19 protein-coding genes are annotated in these 20,681 nt (G+C 68.5%); 5 read left to right on the forward strand and 14 right to left on the reverse strand.

Annotated features, from left to right (window positions below; translation table 11 throughout):
* Window positions 1-30: 30 nt before the first annotated feature.
* From ACZ5EF_RS07140 to ACZ5EF_RS07175, 8 genes are all read right to left on the reverse strand, one after another.
* Window positions 31-1,080, reverse strand: coding sequence for a LacI family DNA-binding transcriptional regulator (locus tag ACZ5EF_RS07140; RefSeq protein WP_346063062.1), 1,050 nt, complete (start codon window positions 1,078-1,080; stop codon window positions 31-33).
* 222 nt (window positions 1,081-1,302) lie between these two features.
* Window positions 1,303-2,775 (reverse strand): carbohydrate porin, encoded by a 1,473-nt coding sequence (locus ACZ5EF_RS07145; protein ID WP_346063061.1) that lies wholly within the window; start codon window positions 2,773-2,775, stop codon window positions 1,303-1,305.
* 231 nt (window positions 2,776-3,006) lie between these two features.
* A complete protein-coding gene (yejK, locus tag ACZ5EF_RS07150) occupies window positions 3,007-3,990 on the reverse strand; it encodes a nucleoid-associated protein YejK (protein WP_346063060.1) in 984 nt (327 codons plus the stop codon).
* Window positions 3,991-4,072: 82 nt separating this feature from the next.
* On the reverse strand, window positions 4,073-4,834 hold the full coding sequence (locus tag ACZ5EF_RS07155; protein ID WP_346063059.1) for an ABC transporter permease: 762 nt from the start codon (window positions 4,832-4,834) through the stop codon (window positions 4,073-4,075).
* A 73-nt stretch (window positions 4,835-4,907) separates the two neighbouring features.
* Complete coding sequence (locus tag ACZ5EF_RS07160) at window positions 4,908-5,882, reverse strand: ABC transporter ATP-binding protein (RefSeq protein WP_346063058.1); 975 nt, start codon at window positions 5,880-5,882, stop codon at window positions 4,908-4,910.
* A 207-nt stretch (window positions 5,883-6,089) separates the two neighbouring features.
* Window positions 6,090-6,368 (reverse strand): peptidylprolyl isomerase, encoded by a 279-nt coding sequence (locus ACZ5EF_RS07165; RefSeq protein WP_146802091.1) that lies wholly within the window; start codon window positions 6,366-6,368, stop codon window positions 6,090-6,092.
* 174 nt (window positions 6,369-6,542) lie between these two features.
* Entirely contained in the window at window positions 6,543-7,181 is a 639-nt protein-coding gene (locus tag ACZ5EF_RS07170; RefSeq protein WP_346063057.1) for a glutathione S-transferase family protein, read from the reverse strand.
* A gap of 61 nt (window positions 7,182-7,242) precedes the next feature.
* On the reverse strand, window positions 7,243-7,923 hold the full coding sequence (locus ACZ5EF_RS07175) for a helix-turn-helix transcriptional regulator (protein WP_346063056.1): 681 nt from the start codon (window positions 7,921-7,923) through the stop codon (window positions 7,243-7,245).
* A 150-nt stretch (window positions 7,924-8,073) separates the two neighbouring features.
* Between ACZ5EF_RS07175 and ACZ5EF_RS07180 the strand changes: the two genes are divergently transcribed.
* A complete protein-coding gene (locus ACZ5EF_RS07180) occupies window positions 8,074-8,616 on the forward strand; it encodes a hypothetical protein (RefSeq protein ID WP_346063055.1) in 543 nt (180 codons plus the stop codon).
* A 24-nt stretch (window positions 8,617-8,640) separates the two neighbouring features.
* Here the strand turns inward: ACZ5EF_RS07180 and ACZ5EF_RS07185 are convergent, their stop codons facing one another.
* The gene (locus ACZ5EF_RS07185; RefSeq protein ID WP_346063054.1) at window positions 8,641-9,498 is read right to left on the reverse strand and encodes an SDR family oxidoreductase; all 858 of its coding nucleotides are present in this window, start codon (window positions 9,496-9,498) and stop codon (window positions 8,641-8,643) included.
* A 175-nt stretch (window positions 9,499-9,673) separates the two neighbouring features.
* Here ACZ5EF_RS07185 and ACZ5EF_RS07190 point away from each other — a divergent pair, with 175 nt between their 5' ends.
* From ACZ5EF_RS07190 to ACZ5EF_RS07200, 3 genes are all read left to right on the forward strand, one after another.
* Window positions 9,674-10,717 (forward strand): calcium/sodium antiporter, encoded by a 1,044-nt coding sequence (locus ACZ5EF_RS07190; RefSeq protein WP_346063053.1) that lies wholly within the window; start codon window positions 9,674-9,676, stop codon window positions 10,715-10,717.
* A gap of 164 nt (window positions 10,718-10,881) precedes the next feature.
* Window positions 10,882-12,855: a methyl-accepting chemotaxis protein gene (locus ACZ5EF_RS07195; RefSeq protein ID WP_346063052.1), complete on the forward strand. Its 1,974-nt coding sequence runs from the start codon at window positions 10,882-10,884 to the stop codon at window positions 12,853-12,855.
* Between the two features lie 291 nt (window positions 12,856-13,146).
* The gene (locus ACZ5EF_RS07200) at window positions 13,147-13,953 is read left to right on the forward strand and encodes a response regulator (protein ID WP_346063051.1); all 807 of its coding nucleotides are present in this window, start codon (window positions 13,147-13,149) and stop codon (window positions 13,951-13,953) included.
* On the opposite strand, the gene ACZ5EF_RS07205 is transcribed toward ACZ5EF_RS07200, so the two are convergent.
* The 5 genes from ACZ5EF_RS07205 to ACZ5EF_RS07225 form a co-directional block, all read right to left on the reverse strand.
* Window positions 13,918-15,354 carry a coniferyl aldehyde dehydrogenase gene (locus ACZ5EF_RS07205; RefSeq protein WP_346063050.1) on the reverse strand — a complete coding sequence of 479 codons (1,437 nt, stop codon included), beginning with the start codon at window positions 15,352-15,354 and terminating at the stop codon, window positions 13,918-13,920. The genes ACZ5EF_RS07200 and ACZ5EF_RS07205 overlap by 36 nt on opposite strands.
* 78 nt (window positions 15,355-15,432) lie before the next feature.
* Window positions 15,433-15,648, reverse strand: a complete 216-nt coding sequence (locus ACZ5EF_RS07210) for a hypothetical protein (protein ID WP_346063049.1) — start codon at window positions 15,646-15,648, stop codon at window positions 15,433-15,435.
* Window positions 15,645-17,930 (reverse strand): heavy metal translocating P-type ATPase, encoded by a 2,286-nt coding sequence (locus ACZ5EF_RS07215; protein ID WP_346063048.1) that lies wholly within the window; start codon window positions 17,928-17,930, stop codon window positions 15,645-15,647. Before ACZ5EF_RS07215 ends, ACZ5EF_RS07210 begins: the two co-directional genes overlap by 4 nt.
* A gap of 76 nt (window positions 17,931-18,006) precedes the next feature.
* Window positions 18,007-18,624 carry a Spy/CpxP family protein refolding chaperone gene (locus ACZ5EF_RS07220; protein ID WP_379729069.1) on the reverse strand — a complete coding sequence of 206 codons (618 nt, stop codon included), beginning with the start codon at window positions 18,622-18,624 and terminating at the stop codon, window positions 18,007-18,009.
* Between the two features lie 138 nt (window positions 18,625-18,762).
* The gene (locus tag ACZ5EF_RS07225) at window positions 18,763-19,140 is read right to left on the reverse strand and encodes a hypothetical protein (RefSeq protein WP_346063046.1); all 378 of its coding nucleotides are present in this window, start codon (window positions 19,138-19,140) and stop codon (window positions 18,763-18,765) included.
* Between the two features lie 367 nt (window positions 19,141-19,507).
* Between ACZ5EF_RS07225 and ACZ5EF_RS07230 the strand changes: the two genes are divergently transcribed.
* Window positions 19,508-20,587 (forward strand): TRAP transporter substrate-binding protein, encoded by a 1,080-nt coding sequence (locus ACZ5EF_RS07230; RefSeq protein ID WP_346063045.1) that lies wholly within the window; start codon window positions 19,508-19,510, stop codon window positions 20,585-20,587.
* The last annotated feature ends 94 nt before the right edge of the window (window positions 20,588-20,681 follow it).

Raw genomic sequence — 20,681 nt, forward strand, 5'->3', positions numbered from 1 at the left:
GCCAGGTCCCGTGGGCCTGGCAGGGGTGCCTCAGGCGTCGACGGTAACGCGGCGACTGCTCTCCCGCGGCAGTAGCTCGAAGCCGAGGTCCAGGCGCGTCTCCTGGGGGCGTCCCTGGATCCGCCGTAGCACGCATCGGGCCACCGCCTCGCCGATCTCCTCCCGCGGTGGACGAATGGTCGAGAGGGGGGGCAGGGTACAGTTGCTGAAATCCATGTCGCCGAAGCCGATCATGGCGATATCGTCGGGAACCCGAATGCCGCGGCGCTGGGCCTCGCCCAGGGCGCCGAGAGCCAGCATGTCGTTGGCGAAGACGATGCCGTCGGTGTCCGGGTGGCTGGCCAGCAGCTCGGCGAAGGCGCGGCTGGCGGCCTCGGCCATGCGTCCCGGTCCGCAGTCGATGACCCGAGTGTGCTGACTACCGAGCAGGTCCCGTAGGGCCTCTTCGCTACCGCTCTGGCGCTGCTTGGCGCGTTCGTCGACGCCCAGGCGGGTGCCGATAAAGGCGATGCGGCGGCAGCCCGCCTTGATCAGGTGGCGGGCCTGGGCACGGCCCACGTCCCGATGGGAAAAGCCCACCAGGGTATCCAGGGGATTGGAGCCCAGTTCCCACATCTCCACCACCGGTACATCGGAATTGCTCAGCATGCGCCGGGTCTCGCGGCTATGGTTGAGGCCGGTGAGCACCATGGCGCTGGGGGACCAGGAGAGAAAGGTGCGAACCACCGCTTCCTCCTCGGCCTCGGCATAGTCGCTGTGACCCAGTAGCAGCTGATAGCCCTGGTCGCCGAGGGCCTTCTGCATGGTATTCACTGTGGAGGCGAAGATGGCATTGACCATGGAGGGGACCACCACACCGATGACCCGGGTGCGTGCGGCGGCCAGGGCGCCGGCCATCAGGTTGGGCACATAGCCCAGGGTATCAATCGCGCCCTGAATCCGTTGGCCGAGCTGCGTCGACACCTCGTCGGGCTTGCGCAGGTAGAGGGACACCGTGCTGGCCGAGACCTCGGCGAGCTTGGCCACGTCGGTCATGGTGACGCGCTGGGTGGAGCGACGGGCGCGGGACTTGTTGGGCATGGAAGGGGGCTCTCCGTCTGGCATGACGCGATATCGAGGCGGGGAGGGGGCCATCCCTGGCCTCTTCGGTAGGCTGCACTATAGCATAATCCCGCATCATCATAGCGCTCCGAAGATCGGCGAGTCGGCACGAAAAAGCCCCATGGGGGGGTGATCCCATGGGGAAGAGCGAGTCATTGCACCGAGCAGCAAGCCGGCAGGGCCGGGGGTGGGTGGGCGTGATTAGAACCAGGTCTCGGCCTGGACGCCGAAGCTCCACTGGCCGCCGGTAAAGCCATCACTGCCGAAGGCATCACCGCCGTCATAGTCGTTGAGTTCGCTGCTCCAGTCGGTATAAGAAGCGAAGGCCCGAATCTCCGGGCGCTGCCAGAAACCGCCCACATTGGGCTTGAAGGTGGGGGCGATGGTGACCTTGCCGAAGTCACCGCTCACCGGGCTGCGTCCCTGGTGGCCCGCTGGGTCGAGATCCATGAACTGATAACTCAGCTCGTACTGCATCTCGAAGTTCTCGGTGATTTCGTTGGCGAGGCGCGCATTGAGGGTGGCCCACTGGTAATTGTCGCCCTCGGCGAAGCGATCCTCGCTGACTTCGGCCAGCAGGGCCGGGGCGAAGCGCCAGTCGGGGGTCAGATAGGTGGTGCCGTAGAGCGCCAGACGAGTGGCCTGGGCCTCGTTCAGCAGGTCGCCGTTGGAACCCAGGCGCTTGACCTCGGCGCCCAGCCCCTGGCCATGGAGGAGGGCGACCTTGAAGTTGCCCTCCGAGAAGCCGAAGAAGGAGCGGCCGTGGTAGGCCACCATGCCGTGGATGCCATTGTCGGCGGCCGGATCGCCGCTGTCGGTGAGGCGCGCGTCGTTGTCGGCGGCGGAGATGGCATTGACCATGAACTGCCAGTTACCGACATGGTTGTTGCTGGTGAGGATCAGGCTGTCGGTCTCGTCACTGCCGGGATCATTGTGGTCCCCCACCGGGAAGTCGCTGAAACTGCGGCCATAGAGCGAGAAGTGGGTACGCCAGTTGTCGCTGGGCTGCACGTCGTAGATACCGGCGCCGGTACCGGCGAGGAAGACCACGTCGCTGTCCAGCCAGTGGATATCGAAGGTGTTGCGGTCGATGCGCTTGCCGGCCCAGATGGCGGCGTCCTCGAAGGCGCCGGTGAAGCTCGGCAGGTTATCGAACTCCACATAGACCTGGCGCACATTGAGCTGGGATTCATTGGAGGTCCAGTCGTTGCTGGTGCGCACCGAGTCGGCGATGGCCACTCGGAACAGGGAGTTGGCGCCGTTTTCGAAGCGGTGGCGCAGATTGAACATAGCATTTACATAGGTGTCCGGCTCGTTGCCGAGGCGCCCCACGGCGCCGCCTAGGGGGCCAGCCGGCGTCACATAGGGGCCCCCGGCGATGCTCTTGGCATCCTCGCCGAGCAGCAGGCCGGAGCGGGCGTAACCGCTTAGTGAAAGTCCCTCCTGGCCGGAGGCGCGGCGTTCCAGGGCGTCGAGGCGGCTTTCGGTCTCGGCCGTGTCGGCATCGTCGGCCTGGCGTTCGGCCAGTTCAGCGCGCTGCTCGGCGGCCGCCAGGCGCTGTTCCAGATCGGCCAGGCGAGCCTCGATGGCGGAGTCGGTGGCCTGGGCCTGAAGCGAGAAACCGGCCAGGGCGATGGCGGTGGCAAGGGGCAGGGCCTTCAGGGGAGTGTTCATGATCGATCCTTTGCGTGGGTGCCTGTTGTTGTTGTCGCGCTGTCTTTCGTAGCGCTGCGATTCATGGCTAGATCGTAGCGCTACGAAGATCGATTGATAGTCGACTTTCGTCTAGTCCTTTTCGAGTTGGAAACTTATCTGGGGGAAAACAGCGGCTTAGCGTGATCGATAGCGAAAAAATAGTGAGAGAGAGCGAAAGTCGGCCGTGGCTTTCCCGGCCGGCGCAGGGGTTCAGCGCCCCTTGAGCTGTTCCTTGAGCTGCTTGGGCACCTGCTTGATGATCAGCCGGTCGCTGGTCTCGTCGTATTCCACGCTGGAGCCCAGCAGGTGGGAGTCGAAGCTGATCGAGACGCCGCCGGCGCGGCCGGTGAAACGGCGGAACTGGTTGAGGGCCTTCTTGTCGGGGGGGATCTCCGGGGAGAGGCCGTAGTCCAGGTGGCGGATATGCTCGTAGAAGGCCTTGGAGTCGTGGTCGTCGACCACCTCGGAGAGGGCTTCCAGGGTGATCGATTCGCCGCGGCGCGCCTGATCGCTGGCGTAGTCGAGCAGCGCCTCGGTCTTCTCCCGGGCCTGGTCGTCGGCGAGGTCCTCCTGCTCCACGTAGTCGCTGAAGGCCTTGAGCAGGGTGCGGGTCTCGCCGCCGGCGTCGATGCCCTCCTCGGCACCGAGTAGCTCGGCGAAGGCCTCGGCGAACTTCTTGCCGCCCCGGTCGCGCAGCCAGGAGAGGTACTGTTTGGAAGGCGTCTCGGCGCGCCACTGGCGGATATCGAGACGCGCGGCCAGCGACAGCTGGGCCAGGTTGAGCTGATTGGCGGCGACGATGGCGCCATCCGCGTCGATGCCCCACCCCTCGCGATGATGCAGCAGCGCCAGGCTTAGGTACTCGGCGTCGCCGTGACGGTAGTGGGCCAGCAGCAGGTGGCCGCCCACCGAGAGGTGCTCGCCGAGCATCTCGGTGAGGCGCTGGGCCAGTTCGCGGCTGACGCTGACGAAGTCCGTCTCGCCGTCCAGGTAGGCGCCCAGGGCGGTCGCCGTGCGACTGCCGGCGGCGAAGTGGCCCCAGGCCTTGGTCTTGCCGTGATAGGCGCTGTTGACCCCGGCCAGCAGCTCATCCAGGGCCGGCGAGGGCGTGGCCTCGGCCTCCGCCGCCACCAGCCGGGCCGGCTGCTCTCCCGCCAGATCGATGCGATGGATGATGCTGTGGAGTATCGGCATGGGGCCCCCCGGTGGCGAAAGCGAGATCACGAAAGCGAGGGGGCGATCATACCCGCCGAAGGCGCCCGGTGGTACCGGGCGATCAGGGCTTGAGTCGGTAGCCGGAGCGGAAGATCCAGTTGACCAGGGCGATGCCGGCGACCAGGAAGGCGCCGATCATCGTCAGGCTGGCGGCGAGGCTGACGTCGCCGATGCCGTAGAAGCTCCAGCGGAAGCCGCTGACCAGGTAGACCACCGGGTTGAAGAGGGTCACCGCCTGCCAGAAGGGCGGCAGCATCTCTAACGCGTAGAAGGTGCCGCCGAGGAAGGTCAGCGGGGTGATGATCAGCAGCGGCACCAGTTGCAGCTGCTCGAAGCCATCGGCCCAGATGCCGATGATAAAGCCGAGCAGGCTGAAGGTGATGGCGGTCAGCACCAGGAAGAACAGCATCCACAGCGGGTGGGCGATCTCCAGCGGCACGAAGAGGCTGGCGGTGGCCAGGGCGATCAGCCCCAGGGCCACCGCCTTGGTGGCCGCCGCCCCCACATAGCCGATGACGATCTCGGCGTAGGAGACCGGCGCCGAGAGCAGCTCGTAGATGGAGCCGGAGAAGCGCGGGAAGAAGATGCCGAAGGAGGCGGTGGCCACGCTCTGGGTCAGCAGCATCAGCATGATCAGTCCCGGCACGATAAAGGCGCCATAGCTGACGCCCGCCACCTCGCTGATGCGGGTGCCGATGGCGGCGCCGAAGACCACGAAATAGAGCGAGGTGGAGATCACCGGCGAGACGATGCTCTGCAGCATGGTGCGCTTGGTTCTGGCGAGCTCGGCCAGGTAGAGGGTGCGTACGGCCTTGAGATTCATAAGACGGAGTCCTGTGTGCGGGGCATCCATTTCGGCCGGGTTTGGCCGGGTAGCGGGGGCGTCAGGGCCGCTCTCAGGGCTCCTTGACCAGGCTGACGAAGATATCCTCCAGGGAGCTCTGGCGGGTACGCAGGTCGCTGTAGCGGATACCGGCCTCCTTGAGGGCGCCGAGCAGCTCGGCGATCCCCGAGCCCTCGCCGTTGTTCGCGGTGCTGTCGTAGCGGTAGACCAGTGCCTGGCCATTCTCGGCCAGCCTCAGGTGGTAGGGCGCCAGGGCCTCGGGCACCGACGCCAGGGGCGTCTTGAGTTGCAGGGTCAGTTCCTTGCGGCCCAACTGGCGCATCAGCGCCTGCTTCTCCTTGACCAGCACCAGCTCGCCGCGGCGGATCACCCCGATGCGGTCGGCCATCTCCTCCGCCTCCTCGATATAGTGGGTGGTGAGGATAATGGTGACGCCTTCGTCACGCAGGTCGCGGACGATCTGCCACATCTCGCGACGCAGCTCCACGTCGACCCCGGCGGTGGGTTCGTCGAGGAACAGCACCTGGGGCTGGTGGGAGAGCGCCTTGGCGATCAGCACCCGGCGTTTCATGCCCCCGGAGAGGGTCATCAGGCGATTGTCGCGCTTGTCCCACAGGGTCAGGGCGCGCAGGATGCGCTCCAGGTAGGCGTCGTCGCGGGGCTTGCCGAACAGGCCGCGGCTGAAGCTCACCGTGTCCCACACCGTGGAGAAGGCCTCGCCGGTGAGCTCCTGGGGCACCAGGCCGATCAATTCTCGGGCCGCCCGATAGTCGCCGACGTTGTCGTGCCCATCCACGGTGACCGTGCCGCCGCTGGCGTTGACCAGGCCGCAGATGATGCTGATCAGCGTCGTCTTGCCGGCGCCATTGGGGCCCAGCAGGGCGAAGATCTCGCCGCGATTGATGGTCAGGCTCACTTCCTTGAGGGCCTGGAAGCCGCCGCGATAGGTCTTGGAGACCCCTTCGATGCGGATCATGGGCGTGCCCAGGGCGGCATGGGTGGGGCTTGGCGCGAAGGCGGTGGTCATGGGCGCTCCTTATCCAGGGCGGCATGGGTGGGGCTTGGCGCGAAGGCGGTGGTCATGGGCTGTCCTAGTCAGCGGGCCAGATCGTTGCGGGCTAATGTCAGTCGAGGCGGGCGGTGCGGCCGAGTTTCCGGCCTCCCCAATGACGAAGGCCGCGGCGACTCGCCGCGGCCTTCTCGGTGGCGCCGAGGCGCCGGTCACCCGGGGAAATCAGCTGCGGCTGGTGACTTCCAGCAGATGGTAACCGAACTGGGTCTTCACCGGGCCCAGCACGGTGTTGAGCTCGCCGGAGAACACCACCTTGTCGAATTCCGGCACCATCTGGCCGGGGCCGAAGGCGCCCAGGTCACCGCCCTGGCGGCCGGAGGGACAGCTGGAGTGCTCGCGGGCCACCTCGGCGAAGTCACGGCCGCCTTCGATCTCGGCCTTGAGGGCCAGACACTTCTCTTCACTCTCTACCAGAATATGACGCGCGGTTGCCCTGGCCATAATACACTCCTCGATGGATGGCTATCGGGCCGGCCAGACGGCCAGCCAGCTTCTCGGCCGAGCATAGCATGCCCGGGGCGAGTGAGGCAGCCAGGGAGAAAACGACAAGGCCGGAGCGGGCTTCCCCGATCCGGCCTTGTCGATGCGCCGACGTTTTTTCGAGCGCCCGGCCGGTCAGGCCTCGCTGCCGGGCAGCGGGTACTTGGCCATCGCCGCCTCGATCTGCTCCATGCTGTGGCGCTGTGCGGGCCGTTGCTCCAGTTCCTGCCAGTAGCGCTCGAACTCGGGGCGCCGGTCGATGGTGCCGAACTGCATGCCCCAGCCGAGATGAGAACCCACATAGACGTCCGCCGCCGAGAAGCGCTCACCGGCGAGGTAGCGCCGTCCCCGAACCGCGTCGGCCAGCACGTCCAGCACCGTCTCGAGGCGCCCACAGCCCAACTGCATTTCCTGGTCGGCGCTCATCTCCACCTGGCAGGCCTTCAGTCCCAGGGCGGCCTCGAGGGGCCCGGAGACGAAGAACAGCCAGCGGTAGTAAGCGCCCCGCTCGGCCGGCGGAGGGGCCAGGCCGGCCTCGGGAAAGGCATCGGCCAGATAGGCGCAGATCGCCGCCGCCTCGGTGACCACCACCTCGCCATGCCGGATGGCCGGCACCTTGCCCATCGGGTTGATGGCCAGGTAGTCGGGCGCCTTCATCGACTTGCCGTATTCCAGATATTCCACCCGATAGGGGGCCCCGACCTCTTCCAGCATCCAGTGCACGATGCCGCCACGCGAGTAGGGGTTGGTGTAGAAGGTAATCGTCCGTTCCATGTTGCACTCCTGACTTCCATTGGGGTGCACTCAGCATAATCGAGCAGGCTGACAGGTTTTGTCAGCAGTGTGGGAGGGTCGCCAACCATTCCCGGCGCAGGACATGGCGTCGACGGGGATAGTGTTCCGCCAGGGGCGTCGCCGACTCGATCCGGTCGGCACGGAAGTGCCGATACGCCCGACGCAGCTCACACCAGGCCGCCAGGATCCGGCTCGATTCGAAGAAGGTCAGGCTCACCGGCCAGATGACCCGCGTTGACGCCTGGCCGGCTTCATCGTGGTAGCCGATCCGCAGCTTGCGCTCCTCGCGAATGGCCTGGCGCAGGACGCTTAGCGCGACCGCCTGGGGCTTCTCCCAGCCGGGACCCACCAGCAGGGCCTGGTCTTCCAGGTGCGCATGGAGGTCGCGTGGCAGCACCGCCGAGACCTTCGCCAGCGCCTCGGCCGCGGCGGCGGCCAGCTCACCGTCGGCCCGGCGCTCGACCCATGTCAGTCCCAGGGCCAGGGCCTCCACCTCGTCGGCGGAAAACATCAGGGGTGGCAGCAGGAAATCCGGCTGGAGCACATAGCCCAGGCCGGGTTCACCGTCGATCTGGGCGCCGATCGCCTTGAGGTCGGCGATGTCGCGGTACAGGGTGCGCAGGGATACGCCCAACTGCTCCGCCAGCACCTGGCCGCTCACCGGTCGCCGATGGTGGCGCAGCAACTGCATCAGGTCGAACAGCCGAGTCGTGCGCGACATGGCGATCGGGACTCCATTATCCGGTAGGTTATCGCAGCACCTTAGCCCCTTCGCCGGCCTGGCGAAACCGCGGATGGGCCATGTCCCACCCGGTTTCACGCTATCTTGAGGGCAGGCCGTTCCCGGCCGGCCAGCATTCAGGGAGGGAGCATGGACAGGCGGACGATTCGAGAGGGCACGGGGCGGCTGGCGATGGCCCTGGGTCTGGGCATGAGCCTGGGCATGAGTCTGGGCGTGGCCCCGCTGGCCCTGGCCGAGGAGGGCATACAAGGCAGCCTGGATGGCGAGGCGCGCCAGTGGTATATCCTGCGCCACGGCGACGACTCCAATGCCAGCTTCACCGATCTGGGCGGCCTCTATGCCGTCGACCTGATGGGCTTCGTCGAGCCCGACGCCTGGCGCACCCGGGAGGCGCTGAGCATCAGCTTCACCCTGATGGGCGAGGAGGTCACCGAGTTTGACGTGGTGCACCTGATCGGCCATTCGGCGCTGCCGCCGGTCTACACCTCCGAGGCGGCGGAGGTCACCCTGACCCTGGAGGCCTTCGAGGTGCGGGGCCCGGTGGCCCGGGTGGCCGGGCGGGTGGTGGGCACCCTGGCCCTGCAGCAGGTACTGGGTGAGCCCCCCAGCCTGGAGGAGGGCATTGCCATCGATGTGCGTTTCGAGGCCGAGGCGGAACGAGTCGAGTTCTAGCGGCCTGGCGGACTCGACGCTGCCCTACTGCCGTTCGTCGCGGGTCGAGCGCAGCAGGACCCGATCCATGCCGCGGCTGCTCAGCAGGCGCTTCAAGCCGGCGAACAGGTGCGTCGGCAGGGTCACCGCATAGCGGGGCCGGGGGCGGCGGCTCTCCAGGGCATGCACCAGCTTGTCGATGACCGCCTCGGGGCCCAGGGTGAAGGGGGCCTTGCCGGCCTGGTTGGCCAGGCGCGCCTCCACATGGCGATAGGTCTCGGCATGGGCGCTGTGCGCCACCTCGATATGGGCATGGAAGGCGCGGTGGGCGTTCTCCCGGAAGCGGCTGGTGATGGGGCCGGGCTGGATCAGGCTGACATGGATGCCGCTGCCGGTGAGCTCCTGGCGCAGGGTGTCGGTGAGGCCCTCCAGGGCGAACTTGGAGCAGACATAGGCGCCGCGATAGGGCAGGGCGGCGAAGCCCAGCACCGAGCTGTTCTGCACGATGCGCCCCTGGCCCCGGGCGCGCATCGCGGGAATGACCCGGCAGGTCAGCTCGTGGGTGCCCAGCAGGTTGGTCTCCAACTGGGCGCGCAGGGTCTCCCGGCTGAGGTCCTCCACCGCCCCGGGCTGCCCATAGGCGCCGTTATTGAAGAGGGCGTCCAGGCGTCCGCCGGTGCGGGCCAGCACCTCGCCCACCGCGGCCTGGAGGGAGGCGCTGTCGTCCAGGTCCAGCGCCAGGGCCTCCAGGCCCTCCGCCGCGAGGCGGGCGACATCGGCCTCGCGGCGGGCCGTGGCGAACACCCGCCAGCCCCGCGCCTTGAGGGCATGGGCGGCGGCGTGGCCGATGCCGCTGGAACAGCCGGTGATCAGGATGCTGCGGGGATCCTCGGGGGCTGACAAGGGGTGTCTCCTGTGGTGGCGGTAGGGGACTTACTGTGGCGGCTTCACGGCACCGGGGCAAGGGCGCCATGCCGGCGGCGACACCTCGATTCCCGGCGCGACCGCCGGATGGACGGGACGCGCCGGCCGTGGCATGAATGGCGAGGCGAAAACGCGACGCAAGGGAGGGCCGGGCATGGTCGTGGCGCTGGTGGCGGGACTGGTCTGTTTGATTATCGGGGCCGAGGCGCTGGTACGCGGCGCCTCCCGGCTGGCCGCCCGGGCGGGCATTCCGCCGCTGATCATCGGCCTCACCGTGGTGGCCTTCGGCACCAGCTCCCCGGAGCTGGCGGTGAGCCTCAAGGCGGCCCTCGACGACCAGGCCGCCATCGCCCTGGGCAACGTGGTGGGCAGCAATATCTTCAATGTGCTCTTTATCCTCGGGCTCTCCGCCCTGGTCGTGCCCCTGGTGGTGGCTCGACAGCTGATCCGCCTCGATATTCCGGTGATGATCGGCCTCTCCCTGCTGGTCTGGCTGCTGGCCGCCAACGGCCAGTTGGGGCGCCTGGAGGGCCTGCTGCTGGTGGCGGGGTTGGTGGGCTATCTCGGCGTCCTGCTGCGCCAGGCCCGGCGCGAGGCGGTCCCCGAGTCAGACGCGTCGCGGGCGGCGTCGGGGCACTGGGCCTGGCAGGTGGCGCTGGTGGTGGGCGGCCTGGCGCTGCTGGTGCTGGGCTCGCGCTGGCTGGTGGGGGGCGCCGTGAGCCTGGCTCAGGCGCTGGGCGTCGGCGAGCAGGTGATCGGCCTGACCCTGATCGCCGCCGGGACCTCGCTGCCGGAGGTGGTCACCTCGCTGGTCGCCGCCCTGCGTGGCGAGCGCGATATCGCCGTGGGCAATGTGGTGGGCAGCAACGTCTTCAACCTGCTGGGGGTACTGGGCCTGACCGTGGCGTTGGCACCCACGGGCATCCAGGTCCCCCCGGCGATGATCGCCTTCGACTTGCCGGTCATGCTGGCGGTGGCCCTGGCCTGCCTGCCCCTGGGCTTCACCGGCGGCACCATCGTGCGTTGGGAAGGCGCGGTGCTGTTCGGCTACTACCTGGCCTATACCCTCTACCTGATCCTCGCCTCGGCCCACCACGCGGCGCTGCCGGCCTTCGCCACCGTGATGCTTTACTTCGTGGTGCCGATCACCGTCCTGACCCTGGTGGTGGTGGCGACCCAGGAGGCGCGGCGTCGCTGAGTGTCCGTGGCCTCAAGTATTGGCGCCCGCCGCCGATAGGATAGGGAGCAGTGATCTCACGCCAGCTTCATCGCTACCCATAACCATAAGAATCCTTCACTGCCGTCTGCCTCGGGCGCCCGACGCCCCGGGGACTCCTAGACTCGTTCTTAAGGAAGTGCTCGATGAAGCTGTTGCACCGACTCACCATGGGCAAGAAGTTTGCCCTGACCCTGCTGATTCCCCTCCTCGCGATAACCGGCCTCGCCACGGTCGGCGTCTTCGAACGCCAGGCCGTGAGCCGAGACATGGCACGCCTGGAACGCCTGATGCACCTGGCCGAGGAGAGCGGTCGCCTGGTGCATCAATTGCAGCGGGAGCGCGGCATGAGTGCCGGCTACCTGGGCAGCGAAGGGCGGGAATTCATTGCCGCCCTGGCGGAGCAGCGCCAGGCCAGTGACCGCGCCGCCGAGGCCCTGGTGGCGCGTTTGTCTGCCCTCGAGCCGGGGCTGCTCGGCGAACAGGCGAGTACCCGGCTCGACGAGGTCCGGGCCGGCCTGGCCGACCTGGGGCGTTATCGTCAGGGCGTCGATGCCCTGGAGCCCAGCGCCGACCAGGCCATCCGCCACTACACCGCCATCACCAGCGCCCTGATCGACGGCGTCGGTGCCCTGGGGGCGGGCGTCGAGGATGGCGGGCTGGTACGCCGGCTGGCCGCCTACACCCAACTGCTCAATGCCAAGGAGCTGGCCGGTATCGAGCGTGCCGTGCTCGCCAATGCCTTCGCCGCCGACCGCTTCACGCCGGCCCTGCATCGTCGTTTCATGAGCCTGGTGGGGGAAGAGGCCGCCTATCTAAGCGGCTTCCAGCGCTTCGCCACCGCCGCGGCGCGGGACCACTATGCCGAGGCGATGGCACGGCCGGTGGTGGCCGAGGTGGCGGCCCTGCGCGAGCGGGCCATGGCCGGCGCCGGCCAGGGAGGCTTCGGGGTGGAGCCCGGGCACTGGTTCGAGCGCCAGACCGCCAAGATCGACCTGCTGCATGATCTGGAGACCGCCCTGAGTGCCGACCTGGTGGCCGCTAGTCAGGCACGTTACCGGGAGGCCCGGCACGCCCTGCTGGCCTACCTGGGGCTGGCCTTGCTGGCCTGGGCGGTGGCGATCGGCCTGGCCCTGTTGGTCAGCCGCAGCATCGTCATCCCGCTGCGCCGTACCCTGGCCCAGATCGCCGCCGGCGAGGGTGATCTGAGTCGACGCCTGGAGGTGCTGGGCAGCGACGAGCTGGCGGCGCTCAATCGTGCCAACAATGCCGCCACCGAGACCACCGAACGCCTGGTCGCCAGTATCCAGCGGGGCGCCGCCTCGATCCATGGCGCCAGTGGCGAGATCGCCCAGGGTAACCAGGCGTTGGCCGAACGCACCGAGGAACAGTCCAGCTCCCTGGTGGAGACCGCCAGCAGCATGGAGCAGATCACCGTCACCGTGAAGCAGACCGCCGATTATGCCGCCCAGGCCAGTCGTCTGACCGGCGAGGTGGATGGCCAGGCCCGGGAGGCCAGTCGGGTCGCCGGCGAGGCCCGCGAGGCGATGGTGGCCATCAAGGACGCCAACCAGCGGGTCACCACCATCGTCGAGGCCATCGATGCCATCGCCTTCCAGACCAACCTGCTGGCGCTCAATGCCTCGGTGGAGGCGGCCCGGGCCGGGGAGCAGGGGCGCGGCTTCGCGGTGGTGGCCGGCGAGGTACGCCAACTGGCCGGTCGCTGTGCCGAAGAGGCGAATCAGATCCGTGCCCTGGTCGATGCCAGTGTCCTGCGCACCGAGGAAGGCGAACGCCTGGTCGACGATTCCGCTCAGCGGCTCGACACCATTACCTCGGGCGTCGGCCGGGTGACCCATTTCGTGGAGGAGATCGCCGCCGCCGCCGGAGAGCAGTCGGCGGGCATCGAGCAGATTCACCGGGCCATCGCCCAACTGGAGGCGGTGACCCAGCACAATGCCAGCCTGGTGGAGCAATCCGCCGCCGCCACTCGGGCCCTGGACGACCAGGCCGCCGACCTGGCCGCGCGGGTCGGCCACTTCCGGGTCGGCAAGGACCTGCTGGCACCGTCCGCCGCCCCCGTCCCGCCTTCGCCTCGGAGGATCGGTACGCCGGCCTAGGGCCGCTACCGCTGAACCGCCGGTGATCGGCAGGGGCGCGGAGAGCGGGGCCCCGGGCGCTTCCGTGCAGCGACAAGGGCGCTCGGGGGCTTCCTCTGCCGAGGGCAGACTCCGAGAGCATCGCCCTGACGCCGTTCCCGTGCGGGGGCGGCCCCCCTCGCGGGAATGGACTAGCTTGAAAGCAAAGGGGCCGAGAGCCGGGCCACCTCCGGCCGGCTCGATGACCGGCGGGCGCCGGCCCGGCCCAGCCGCCAAGCGGTAGGCGCCCAACCGCGCCTCGGGCAGGACACCATGGATATCCCACGCTTCGCCGAGTCGGCCATCGGCTTCACCCGCAGTCCCCTGGGCATCATCGCGCTCTTTATCGTCCTGGTATACGGTTTCGCCTCCCTGGTGGTGGGGCTCGGCAACAACCTCGCCGAGCATGTCGTGCCGCTGATCTACTTTATGGTGGGGTTTCCGGTGGTGGTGTTCTTCGGTTTCCTGTGGCTGGTCGCCCGGCACCACAACAAGCTCTATGGCCCCGCCGATTTCCAGGACGAGGAGAACTTCCTCAAGGCGCAGATGGCCACCGCCGCCTCCCTGGCGGCGGCCTCGATCAAGCACCCGGGAGGCGAGGGGGATGGCGGCGAGACCCAGTTGCGCTCCATCGTCGATACCGTCTCGGTGATGCCCCGCACCAGGGTGGAGCCATGGCGTCGGCGCCTGCTATGGGTAGACGATCATCCGGAGAGCAACACCTTCGAGCGCCAGGCCTTCGCCGCCCAGGGCATCGAGGTCGTGCTGGCGCGCTCCACCGATGAGGCCCTGGCCTTGCTGAGCTCGCAGCGTTTCGCGGTGATTATTTCGGATATGGGGCGCCGGGAGGGGCCCCGAGAGGGCTATGCGCTGCTGGAGGCGCTGCGCGCCAGGGGCGACTCGACCCCGGTGATCATCTATGCCGGCTCGAGCCGACCCGAGCATAAGCAAGAGGCCCGGGAACGCGGTGCCCTGGACTCCACCCATCGCGTCGAGGAGCTCTTCCAATGGGTGATGGAGACGATCCAGCAGGGGGGAACCGGATCAGCGCAGCCACCAGCGGTAGAGCCACGCCAGTAGGCGGCCGCCATAGGGTGGGTAGATCAGGCGCGCGGCATTGAGGCGCCCCTTGTGGTAGATGCCCTTGGCATGGCTGAAGGTGAGAAAGCCCTCGTGGCCATGGTAGCGGCCCATGCCGGAGGCGCCGACGCCGCCGAAGGGCAGGTCATCCTGGGCGACCTGCATCACGCAGTCGTTGAGGCACATGCCGCCGGCATGGCTCCTCTCCAGCACCCGCTGTTGCTCGGCGCGCTCGACGCCGAAGTAGTAGAGAGCCAGGGGCCGGGGGCGGGCGGCGATATAGGCCAGCGCCTGGTCCAGGGTGTCGTAGGGCACGATCGGCAGCAAAGGCCCGAAGATCTCCTCCTGCATCACCCGCATCGCCTCGCTGACCTCCAGCAGCAGGGTCGGCGCCATCAGGCGGCTGCCCGCCGCAAGCCCCTCGTCACCCACCAAGGGCACCGCTCTCGCGCCCCTGGCCTCGGCATCGGCAAGCAGCGCCCGCAGGCGCTCATGGTGGTGGTCATTGATGATCCAGGTGGCATCCGGGTTGTCGGCCAGGCCCGGCAGCTGGCGCCGCACCCGGGTGGTCAGCGCCTCGACCAGCTCCGCCACCCGATGGCGGGGGCAGAGCACATAGTCCGGGGCCACGCAGGTCTGGCCGGCGTTGAGTCCCTTGCCGAAGGCCAGGCGCTCGGCGGTGCGGGTCATCGATACCCCGTCGCCGATCAATGCCGGCGACTTGCCGCCCAGCTCCAGGGTCACCGGAGTGAGGTTCGCCGCGGCGGCTCGCATCACCCGGCGGCCCACGGCGGTGCTGCCGGTGAACAGCAGATGATCGAAGGGCAGGGCGGCGAAGGCCTCGGCCACCGCCACTTCGCCGCCCACCACCGCGACCCGGGCCTCGTCGAAGGCCTCGGCGAGGACCCGGCGCAGGGCCTCGCCGCTGGCCGGGGTCGCCTCGCTGACCTTGATCAGCGCCCGATTGCCGGCGGCCAGCGCCGAGATCAGCGGCCCGATGGCCAGGTAGAGGGGGTAGTTCCAGGGCACCATGATGCCCACCACCCCCAGCGGCTGGTAGGTCACCCGGGCCCGGGCCGGCTGGAAGGGCAGGCCGACCCGCCGCCGGGAGGGGCGCATCCAGCCTTTCAGTCGGCGGCGATTGAAGCGAATCCCCTCCAGGGCCGGCAGCAGCTCCGCCAGCCGCGTCTCGTCATGGCTGCGGTGGCCGAAGTCGCGGGCGATGGCCGCGCAGAGGGCCTCCTGGTGGCGCACCAGGGCGGCCTCCAGGCGGGTCAGGTCGTCGCGGCGGCGTTCGGCACTCGGCATCGGGTCGCCGGCGAAGGCCTGTCGCTGGGCCGCGAAGAGCCGCTCCAGGCGGGCGATGGCGGCGGCATCCGTGGTGGGCAGGACGGCATCCATGGCGACTCCTCGGCAGGGTGTGCCGCCAGGATTAGGCATCCCGCCGGGGTGGTCAACTCACGGTTGCCGCGCTGCCGCTCAGTGCCGCTTTCTCGGCGACTCCGGCGACTCGTCCCGGGCGGCGCCGTGGGGGCCATGACGATGCAGCAGCAGGTGGGCACCCAGGCAGAGCGCCATGGGCAGCAGTAACCAGGCGCCGTTCCCGGGGGCGTCGCTGCGCGATATCAGCAGCAGCATGGCGCCACCCATCACCGCCAGGCAGGCGAACATCATGGCGTGGTGATAGCGGTTCATCGGGAGCCTCCTTCGATCATGGGCTGGCGGGCGAAGCGTCGCTTGAGCAGCAGGGAGTTGCCGATCACCGACAGGGAGCTGGCGGTCATGGCGATGACCCCGATCATCGGATGCAGCAGCCCCAGGGCGGCGACGGGGATCGCCGCCAGGTTGTAGCCGCTGGCCCAGATCAGGTTCTGGACGATCTTGCCGAAGGTGGCGCGGGAGAGGTGCATGGCGTCCACCACGCCGGTCAGTTCGCCGCTCACCAGGGTCACGTCGGCGGCCTCGATGGCCACATCGGCCCCGGCGCCGATGGCGATGCCCACATTGGCCTGGGTCAGGGCCGGGGCGTCGTTGATGCCGTCGCCGACCATGGCCACGTGATTGCCGTATCGGGCCTGCAGGGCGCGGATGGCCTCGACCTTGCCCTCGGGCAGGACCCCAGCCTGGACCTCGTCGATGCCCACCTCCTCGGCGATGGCCCGGGCGGCCCGCTCGTTGTCGCCGGTGACCATCACCACGTGCAGGCCGAGGGCGTGCATGCCGCGGATGGCGTCCACCGATTCCGCCTTGAGGGTATCGGCCACGGCCACCAGCCCCAGGGCCTGATCATCGGCGGCCACGATCACCACGCTGCGCCCGAGGGATTCCAGGCGACTCAGCTCGTCGTCCAGGGCCTCCAGGCCATGAATTTCGTTCTCCTCCAGCAGCCGACGGTTGCCGATCAGTACACGGGCCTCGTCCACCTTGCCAGAGACGCCACGGGCCCCGGTGGAGCGGAATTCGCTGACCTCGCCGGGCGTCACGCCGCGCTCCCCGGCGCCGTCGACGATGGCCCGGGCGATGGGGTGCTCGGAGGCGTGCTCGACGCTGGCGGCGAGCCGCAGCAGGCGCGCCTCCGCGACGCCCTCGGCGGCGACCACCTCGGTGAGGCGGGGCTCGCCGCGGGTGATGGTGCCGGTCTTGTCGAGCACCATCACCTTGACGTCCTTGAAGGTCTGGATCGCCTCGCCGGAGCGGATCAGGATGCCGCGTTCGGCGCCGATGCCGGAACCCACCATCAGCGCCGTGGGGGTGGCCAGGCCCAGGGCGCAGGGGCAGGCGATGACCAGCACGGCGATGGCGGCGAGGATCGCCAGCACCGGTACGGCGGCATCCGGGGTCACCCAGGGCAGGAAGGTGGCGCCCCAGTCGAGGATCGGGCGCAGCGTCTCCGGCATCAGCAGCCAGGCCGCCAGGCTGACCAGGGCGATGGCCAGTACCGCCGGCACGAAGCGCCCGGTCATGCGGTCGGCGAACTCCTGGATCGGCACCCGGGAGCCCTGGGCCTGATCGATCAGGCGGACCACCTGGGCGAGGAAGGTGTCGCCACCGACGCGGGTCGCCTTGACCCGCAGGCGACCCTCCTTGTTGAGGGTGGCGCCGATCACGCTGTCGCCGGTGCTCTTGTAGACCGGGATCGACTCGCCGGTGGCGAGGGATTCGTCGAGATGGCTCTCGCCCTCGATGACCTCGCCGTCGGTGGGGATCTTGTCGCCGGGACGCACGATCATGATGTCACCCGGTGCCAGCTCTTTAACCGGCACCTCGACTTCCTCACCGTCGCGCTCCACCCGCGCCGTCTTGGCGCCCAGGGTCAGCAGGCGGCGGATGGCCTGGGAGGCGCGCCCCTTGGCCAGGGCCTCCAGGTAACGGCCCAGCAGGTGGAAGGTCATGATGGTGGCGGCCATCTCGACGAAGGAGGTCATCGGGGTCACGAAGCCGACCAGACCGATCAGGTAGGGCGGCAGGCTGCCCATGGAGATCAGCACGTCCATGTTGAAGGTGCCGTTCCTCAGCGAGCGCCAGGTCGACTTGTGGGTGGCGATACCGCCGTAGAGAAACACCACCGGGAAGGCCAGCAGCGCGACGATGGCCAGGTAGCCGGGAATCGGCCGCCAGAACATCTGCGGCATCATCAGCAGCATGATCAGGGTGGTAGGCACGGCGGCGATCCATAGCCGCCGGCGGGCCCGGGTCAGATAGGCCTCCTCGATCGCGGCCCCGGCCTCGGCGTCCTGTGCCGCCTCGCCCTCGACGGCGGCCACCTCATAGCCGGCGCCTTCCACGGCGCTGCGAAGCCTCTCGCCATCCGGGCCGCCGTCGCGCACCGCCACCGCGACCCGATGGTTGGCGATATTGGTATGGATCTCGCCCACGCCCTCCAGGCGGGTCAGGGTGGTGCGCACGATGCCGGCGCAGTGGTCGCTGCCCATCCCGGGCACGGTCAGGGTAATGGTCGTCGCGGTGGTCTCGGTCATGGCACGGCTCTCAATGGCATGGCTCTCAATGGCATGGCGGGGCGATCGTTCGCCTCGGGGTGGGCGAGTGCCACGTTCACTGGTGAGTGTCGTGGTCGTCGGGACCGACGACGCCAGGAAGCGCCTCTTGCATCTGCTGGCGCTGTTCGTCGGTGAGCAGCTCGTGCATGGCATTGCGCAGGCGCACCCGCTCCGCCAGCATCTCGCCATGCACCTCCGCCATCTGCCCATGCAGGGCCTGCACCGCTTCGGGATCGGGGCGCTCACCCTGCATCTCGGTCATCAGGTCGTCGCTCAGATTCATCAATCGCGCCATGCGCTCGAACTGGGCGGGGCGGTGTGCCTGCCTCAGCTCGCGCAGCTGGAGACGCTGCTCGTCGTTCAACTGGGGCACCGGGGGCTCGCCCGTCATCGGGCAGGGCATCATCATGCCGGGCCCCATGCCCTGGCCGCTCATCATGCCCGGGCCCATGCCTTGGCCGCTCATCATGCCGGGCCCCATGCCTTGGCCGCTCATCATGCCGGGTCCCATGCCTTGGCCGCTCATCATGCCGGGTCCCATGCCTTGGCTACTCATCATGCCTTGGCCACTCATCATCCCGGGGGCCGTTCCCTGGGCGGCGACCATGCCGCTTCCGGCGAGTCCCAGCGCTAGAGAGAGGCCCAAGGCCATAGTGCGTCGACGAAGTTTCATGATCTGACTCCTGGGGCCATAGGCCCACTGCGAACTGTCTGGCCGCGAGGGCCGAAGAGGGTGCCGCTTGTCCGAGGCGCCGGTCAGGGCCTAGCCGCCTCGTAGAGGTGATGGCTGGCGAGGCGAGCCGGACAGGACTCAGGAGCGAAAGCGCTGGGTCAGCAAATAGAGCGGGGGAGGCGGGGCCATCACCTGTCCCGGAGAAGACAGCCGTGGCAATCTCGTCCGGGGTGCGGCGGCGGTGGGCTGGGAGAGGGGGGCGAGCGCAACGGGCTCGGCATCCGCCGTGTGGGCCCGCAGCGCCGCCAGGGTGGGGCGCTCCTGGGGGTGTCCATGGTGGCAGTGGGGACCGTCGGACGTGGCGATGGGCGCCGGAACCTGGTCGGAGAGCCGGTCATGGGCGCTCGCCGTGGTCGAGGCCAGCAGCACGAGCAGGAGCATCACCAGCAGGCAGCCGGACAGCCTGGGCAGGGGGGAGAGCTTGCTCGGTTGAGGCGTCGGGACGGAGTTCACCATGCTGGCCAATCCTTGCGGGAGTGATGCCCTTACCATAGTGCACAACGCCCGGCCCCTTCTTGATCTGTATCACCCTTGTTGTCGCCTCGACCTCCGCGATGGCTCCAGCAGTGCTGGCGAGGGCGGCCGCTGCTGCCGTTGCCCTGGCCTCGAGTCCGGCGCGATCCCGCGCCCCGGGCGGCAGTTAGACCATGGTCTAGGTCTCGTTTTTCGCTCATTCGTTGACACCCCCGCGCGGCGACGACTAGGCTCAACGGCGAAAGTTACCGGTAACATCGGGTTGGTTACCAGAGACCCGTTACCCGACCCCGAATGCCGCCCTGCCGGCGGCATCGACCAACAACAACGCCGATCACGGAGTCACGCCATGACACCTCGTTGGAGCCACGCCGTCGCCCTGACCGGGGCCGCCATCCTCTCCCTTGGCATCGCCCAGGCCCAGTCCCCCGAGCTCTCCGCGCCCCCCGCCATCGACGGCGAGGTGGTAGGGGATCACGGCAGCCATACCATCCGCATGGGCTTCGGCCTCTCGGAGGGCTCGCCCCAGTACCTCTCCAGCCGCTACTTCGCCGATATCCTCGAGCAGCGCAGCGAGGGCCGCCTGACGGTGCAGGTCTTCCCCAACAGCCAGCTGGGGGACGATGTGCAGATGATGGAGATGCTGCAGACCGGCACCCTGGACATGACCTACCCCTCCAGCTCGGCGGCCACCTCCTATGTCTCCGAGCTGGCGGTCTTCGACCTGCCCTTCCTGCTGCCCAGCCGCGAGGCGGCCATCGAGGTGCTGCAGAGCGAGGCGGCCCAATCGATGCTGGACGCCTTCGAGGGCAGCGGCATCAAGGCCCTGACCTTCTCCGAGAACGGCTATCGCCAGCTCTCCAACAGCGCCCGCCCGGTGGCCAGCCCGGAAGATGTGGCCGGCCTGGACGTGCGCGGCCTGACCGTGCGCACCATGGAGAACCCGGTGCACCTGGCGATCTGGGAGGCGCTGGGCGCCAACCCCACGCCGATGGCCTTCGGCGAGCTCTTCTCGGCCATGGAGCAGGGCGTGGTGGACGGCCAGGAGAACCCCTGGAGCACCATCCTTACCTCCAACTTCCAGGAAGTGCAGGACTACGGCTCCGAGACCCGCCACGTCTACACGCCCTTCGTGATGATGATGTCGGAGCGCACCTGGGACCGCCTGCATCCCGACTACCAGGCCCTGGTGCAGGAGGCGGCCCGCCAGTCGGCGGCCTACGAGATCCAGATCAGCGCCGAGTATGACGACTGGGCCCGGGAGCAGCTCGAGGAGCGCGGCATGCAGATCACCCGCCTGGACGACGCGCAGATCGCCGCCTTCCAAGAGGCCGTGCAGCCGGTCTATGAAGAGTGGGCGCCGGAGATCGGCGAGGAACTGATCGCCGAGATCCAGCAGATCGCCGCTTCCGTCGCCGACGACCAATAAGACCGGCCTACGACGACTGGGGCCCGCGCATCGGCGAGGAACTGATCGCCGAGATCCAGCAGATCGCCGCCTCCGTCGCCGACGACGAGTAACC

This window comes from Bisbaumannia salifodinae (genome assembly GCF_055388505.1).

Excerpts from the sequence above, each read along its gene's own strand:
- ACZ5EF_RS07205 (WP_346063050.1), bottom strand. The coding sequence starts at position 15,354 with ATGGATGCCGTCCTGCCCACCACGGATGCCGCCGCCATCGCCCGCCTG.
- ACZ5EF_RS07175 (WP_346063056.1), bottom strand. The coding sequence starts at position 7,923 with ATGTCGCGCACGACTCGGCTGTTCGACCTGATGCAGTTGCTGCGCCAC.
- ACZ5EF_RS07225 (WP_346063046.1), bottom strand. The coding sequence starts at position 19,140 with ATGGTGAACTCCGTCCCGACGCCTCAACCGAGCAAGCTCTCCCCCCTG.
- ACZ5EF_RS07160 (WP_346063058.1), bottom strand. The coding sequence starts at position 5,882 with ATGACCACCGCCTTCGCGCCAAGCCCCACCCATGCCGCCCTGGGCACG.
- ACZ5EF_RS07200 (WP_346063051.1), top strand. The coding sequence starts at position 13,147 with ATGGATATCCCACGCTTCGCCGAGTCGGCCATCGGCTTCACCCGCAGT.
- ACZ5EF_RS07145 (WP_346063061.1), bottom strand. The coding sequence starts at position 2,775 with ATGAACACTCCCCTGAAGGCCCTGCCCCTTGCCACCGCCATCGCCCTG.
- ACZ5EF_RS07155 (WP_346063059.1), bottom strand. The coding sequence starts at position 4,834 with ATGAATCTCAAGGCCGTACGCACCCTCTACCTGGCCGAGCTCGCCAGA.
- ACZ5EF_RS07210 (WP_346063049.1), bottom strand. The coding sequence starts at position 15,648 with ATGAACCGCTATCACCACGCCATGATGTTCGCCTGCCTGGCGGTGATG.
- ACZ5EF_RS07180 (WP_346063055.1), top strand. The coding sequence starts at position 8,074 with ATGGACAGGCGGACGATTCGAGAGGGCACGGGGCGGCTGGCGATGGCC.
- ACZ5EF_RS07215 (WP_346063048.1), bottom strand. The coding sequence starts at position 17,930 with ATGACCGAGACCACCGCGACGACCATTACCCTGACCGTGCCCGGGATG.
- ACZ5EF_RS07190 (WP_346063053.1), top strand. The coding sequence starts at position 9,674 with ATGGTCGTGGCGCTGGTGGCGGGACTGGTCTGTTTGATTATCGGGGCC.
- ACZ5EF_RS07170 (WP_346063057.1), bottom strand. The coding sequence starts at position 7,181 with ATGGAACGGACGATTACCTTCTACACCAACCCCTACTCGCGTGGCGGC.
- ACZ5EF_RS07220 (WP_379729069.1), bottom strand. The coding sequence starts at position 18,624 with ATGAAACTTCGTCGACGCACTATGGCCTTGGGCCTCTCTCTAGCGCTG.
- ACZ5EF_RS07195 (WP_346063052.1), top strand. The coding sequence starts at position 10,882 with ATGAAGCTGTTGCACCGACTCACCATGGGCAAGAAGTTTGCCCTGACC.
- ACZ5EF_RS07165 (WP_146802091.1), bottom strand. The coding sequence starts at position 6,368 with ATGGCCAGGGCAACCGCGCGTCATATTCTGGTAGAGAGTGAAGAGAAG.
- yejK (WP_346063060.1), bottom strand. The coding sequence starts at position 3,990 with ATGCCGATACTCCACAGCATCATCCATCGCATCGATCTGGCGGGAGAG.
- ACZ5EF_RS07230 (WP_346063045.1), top strand. The coding sequence starts at position 19,508 with ATGACACCTCGTTGGAGCCACGCCGTCGCCCTGACCGGGGCCGCCATC.
- ACZ5EF_RS07140 (WP_346063062.1), bottom strand. The coding sequence starts at position 1,080 with ATGCCCAACAAGTCCCGCGCCCGTCGCTCCACCCAGCGCGTCACCATG.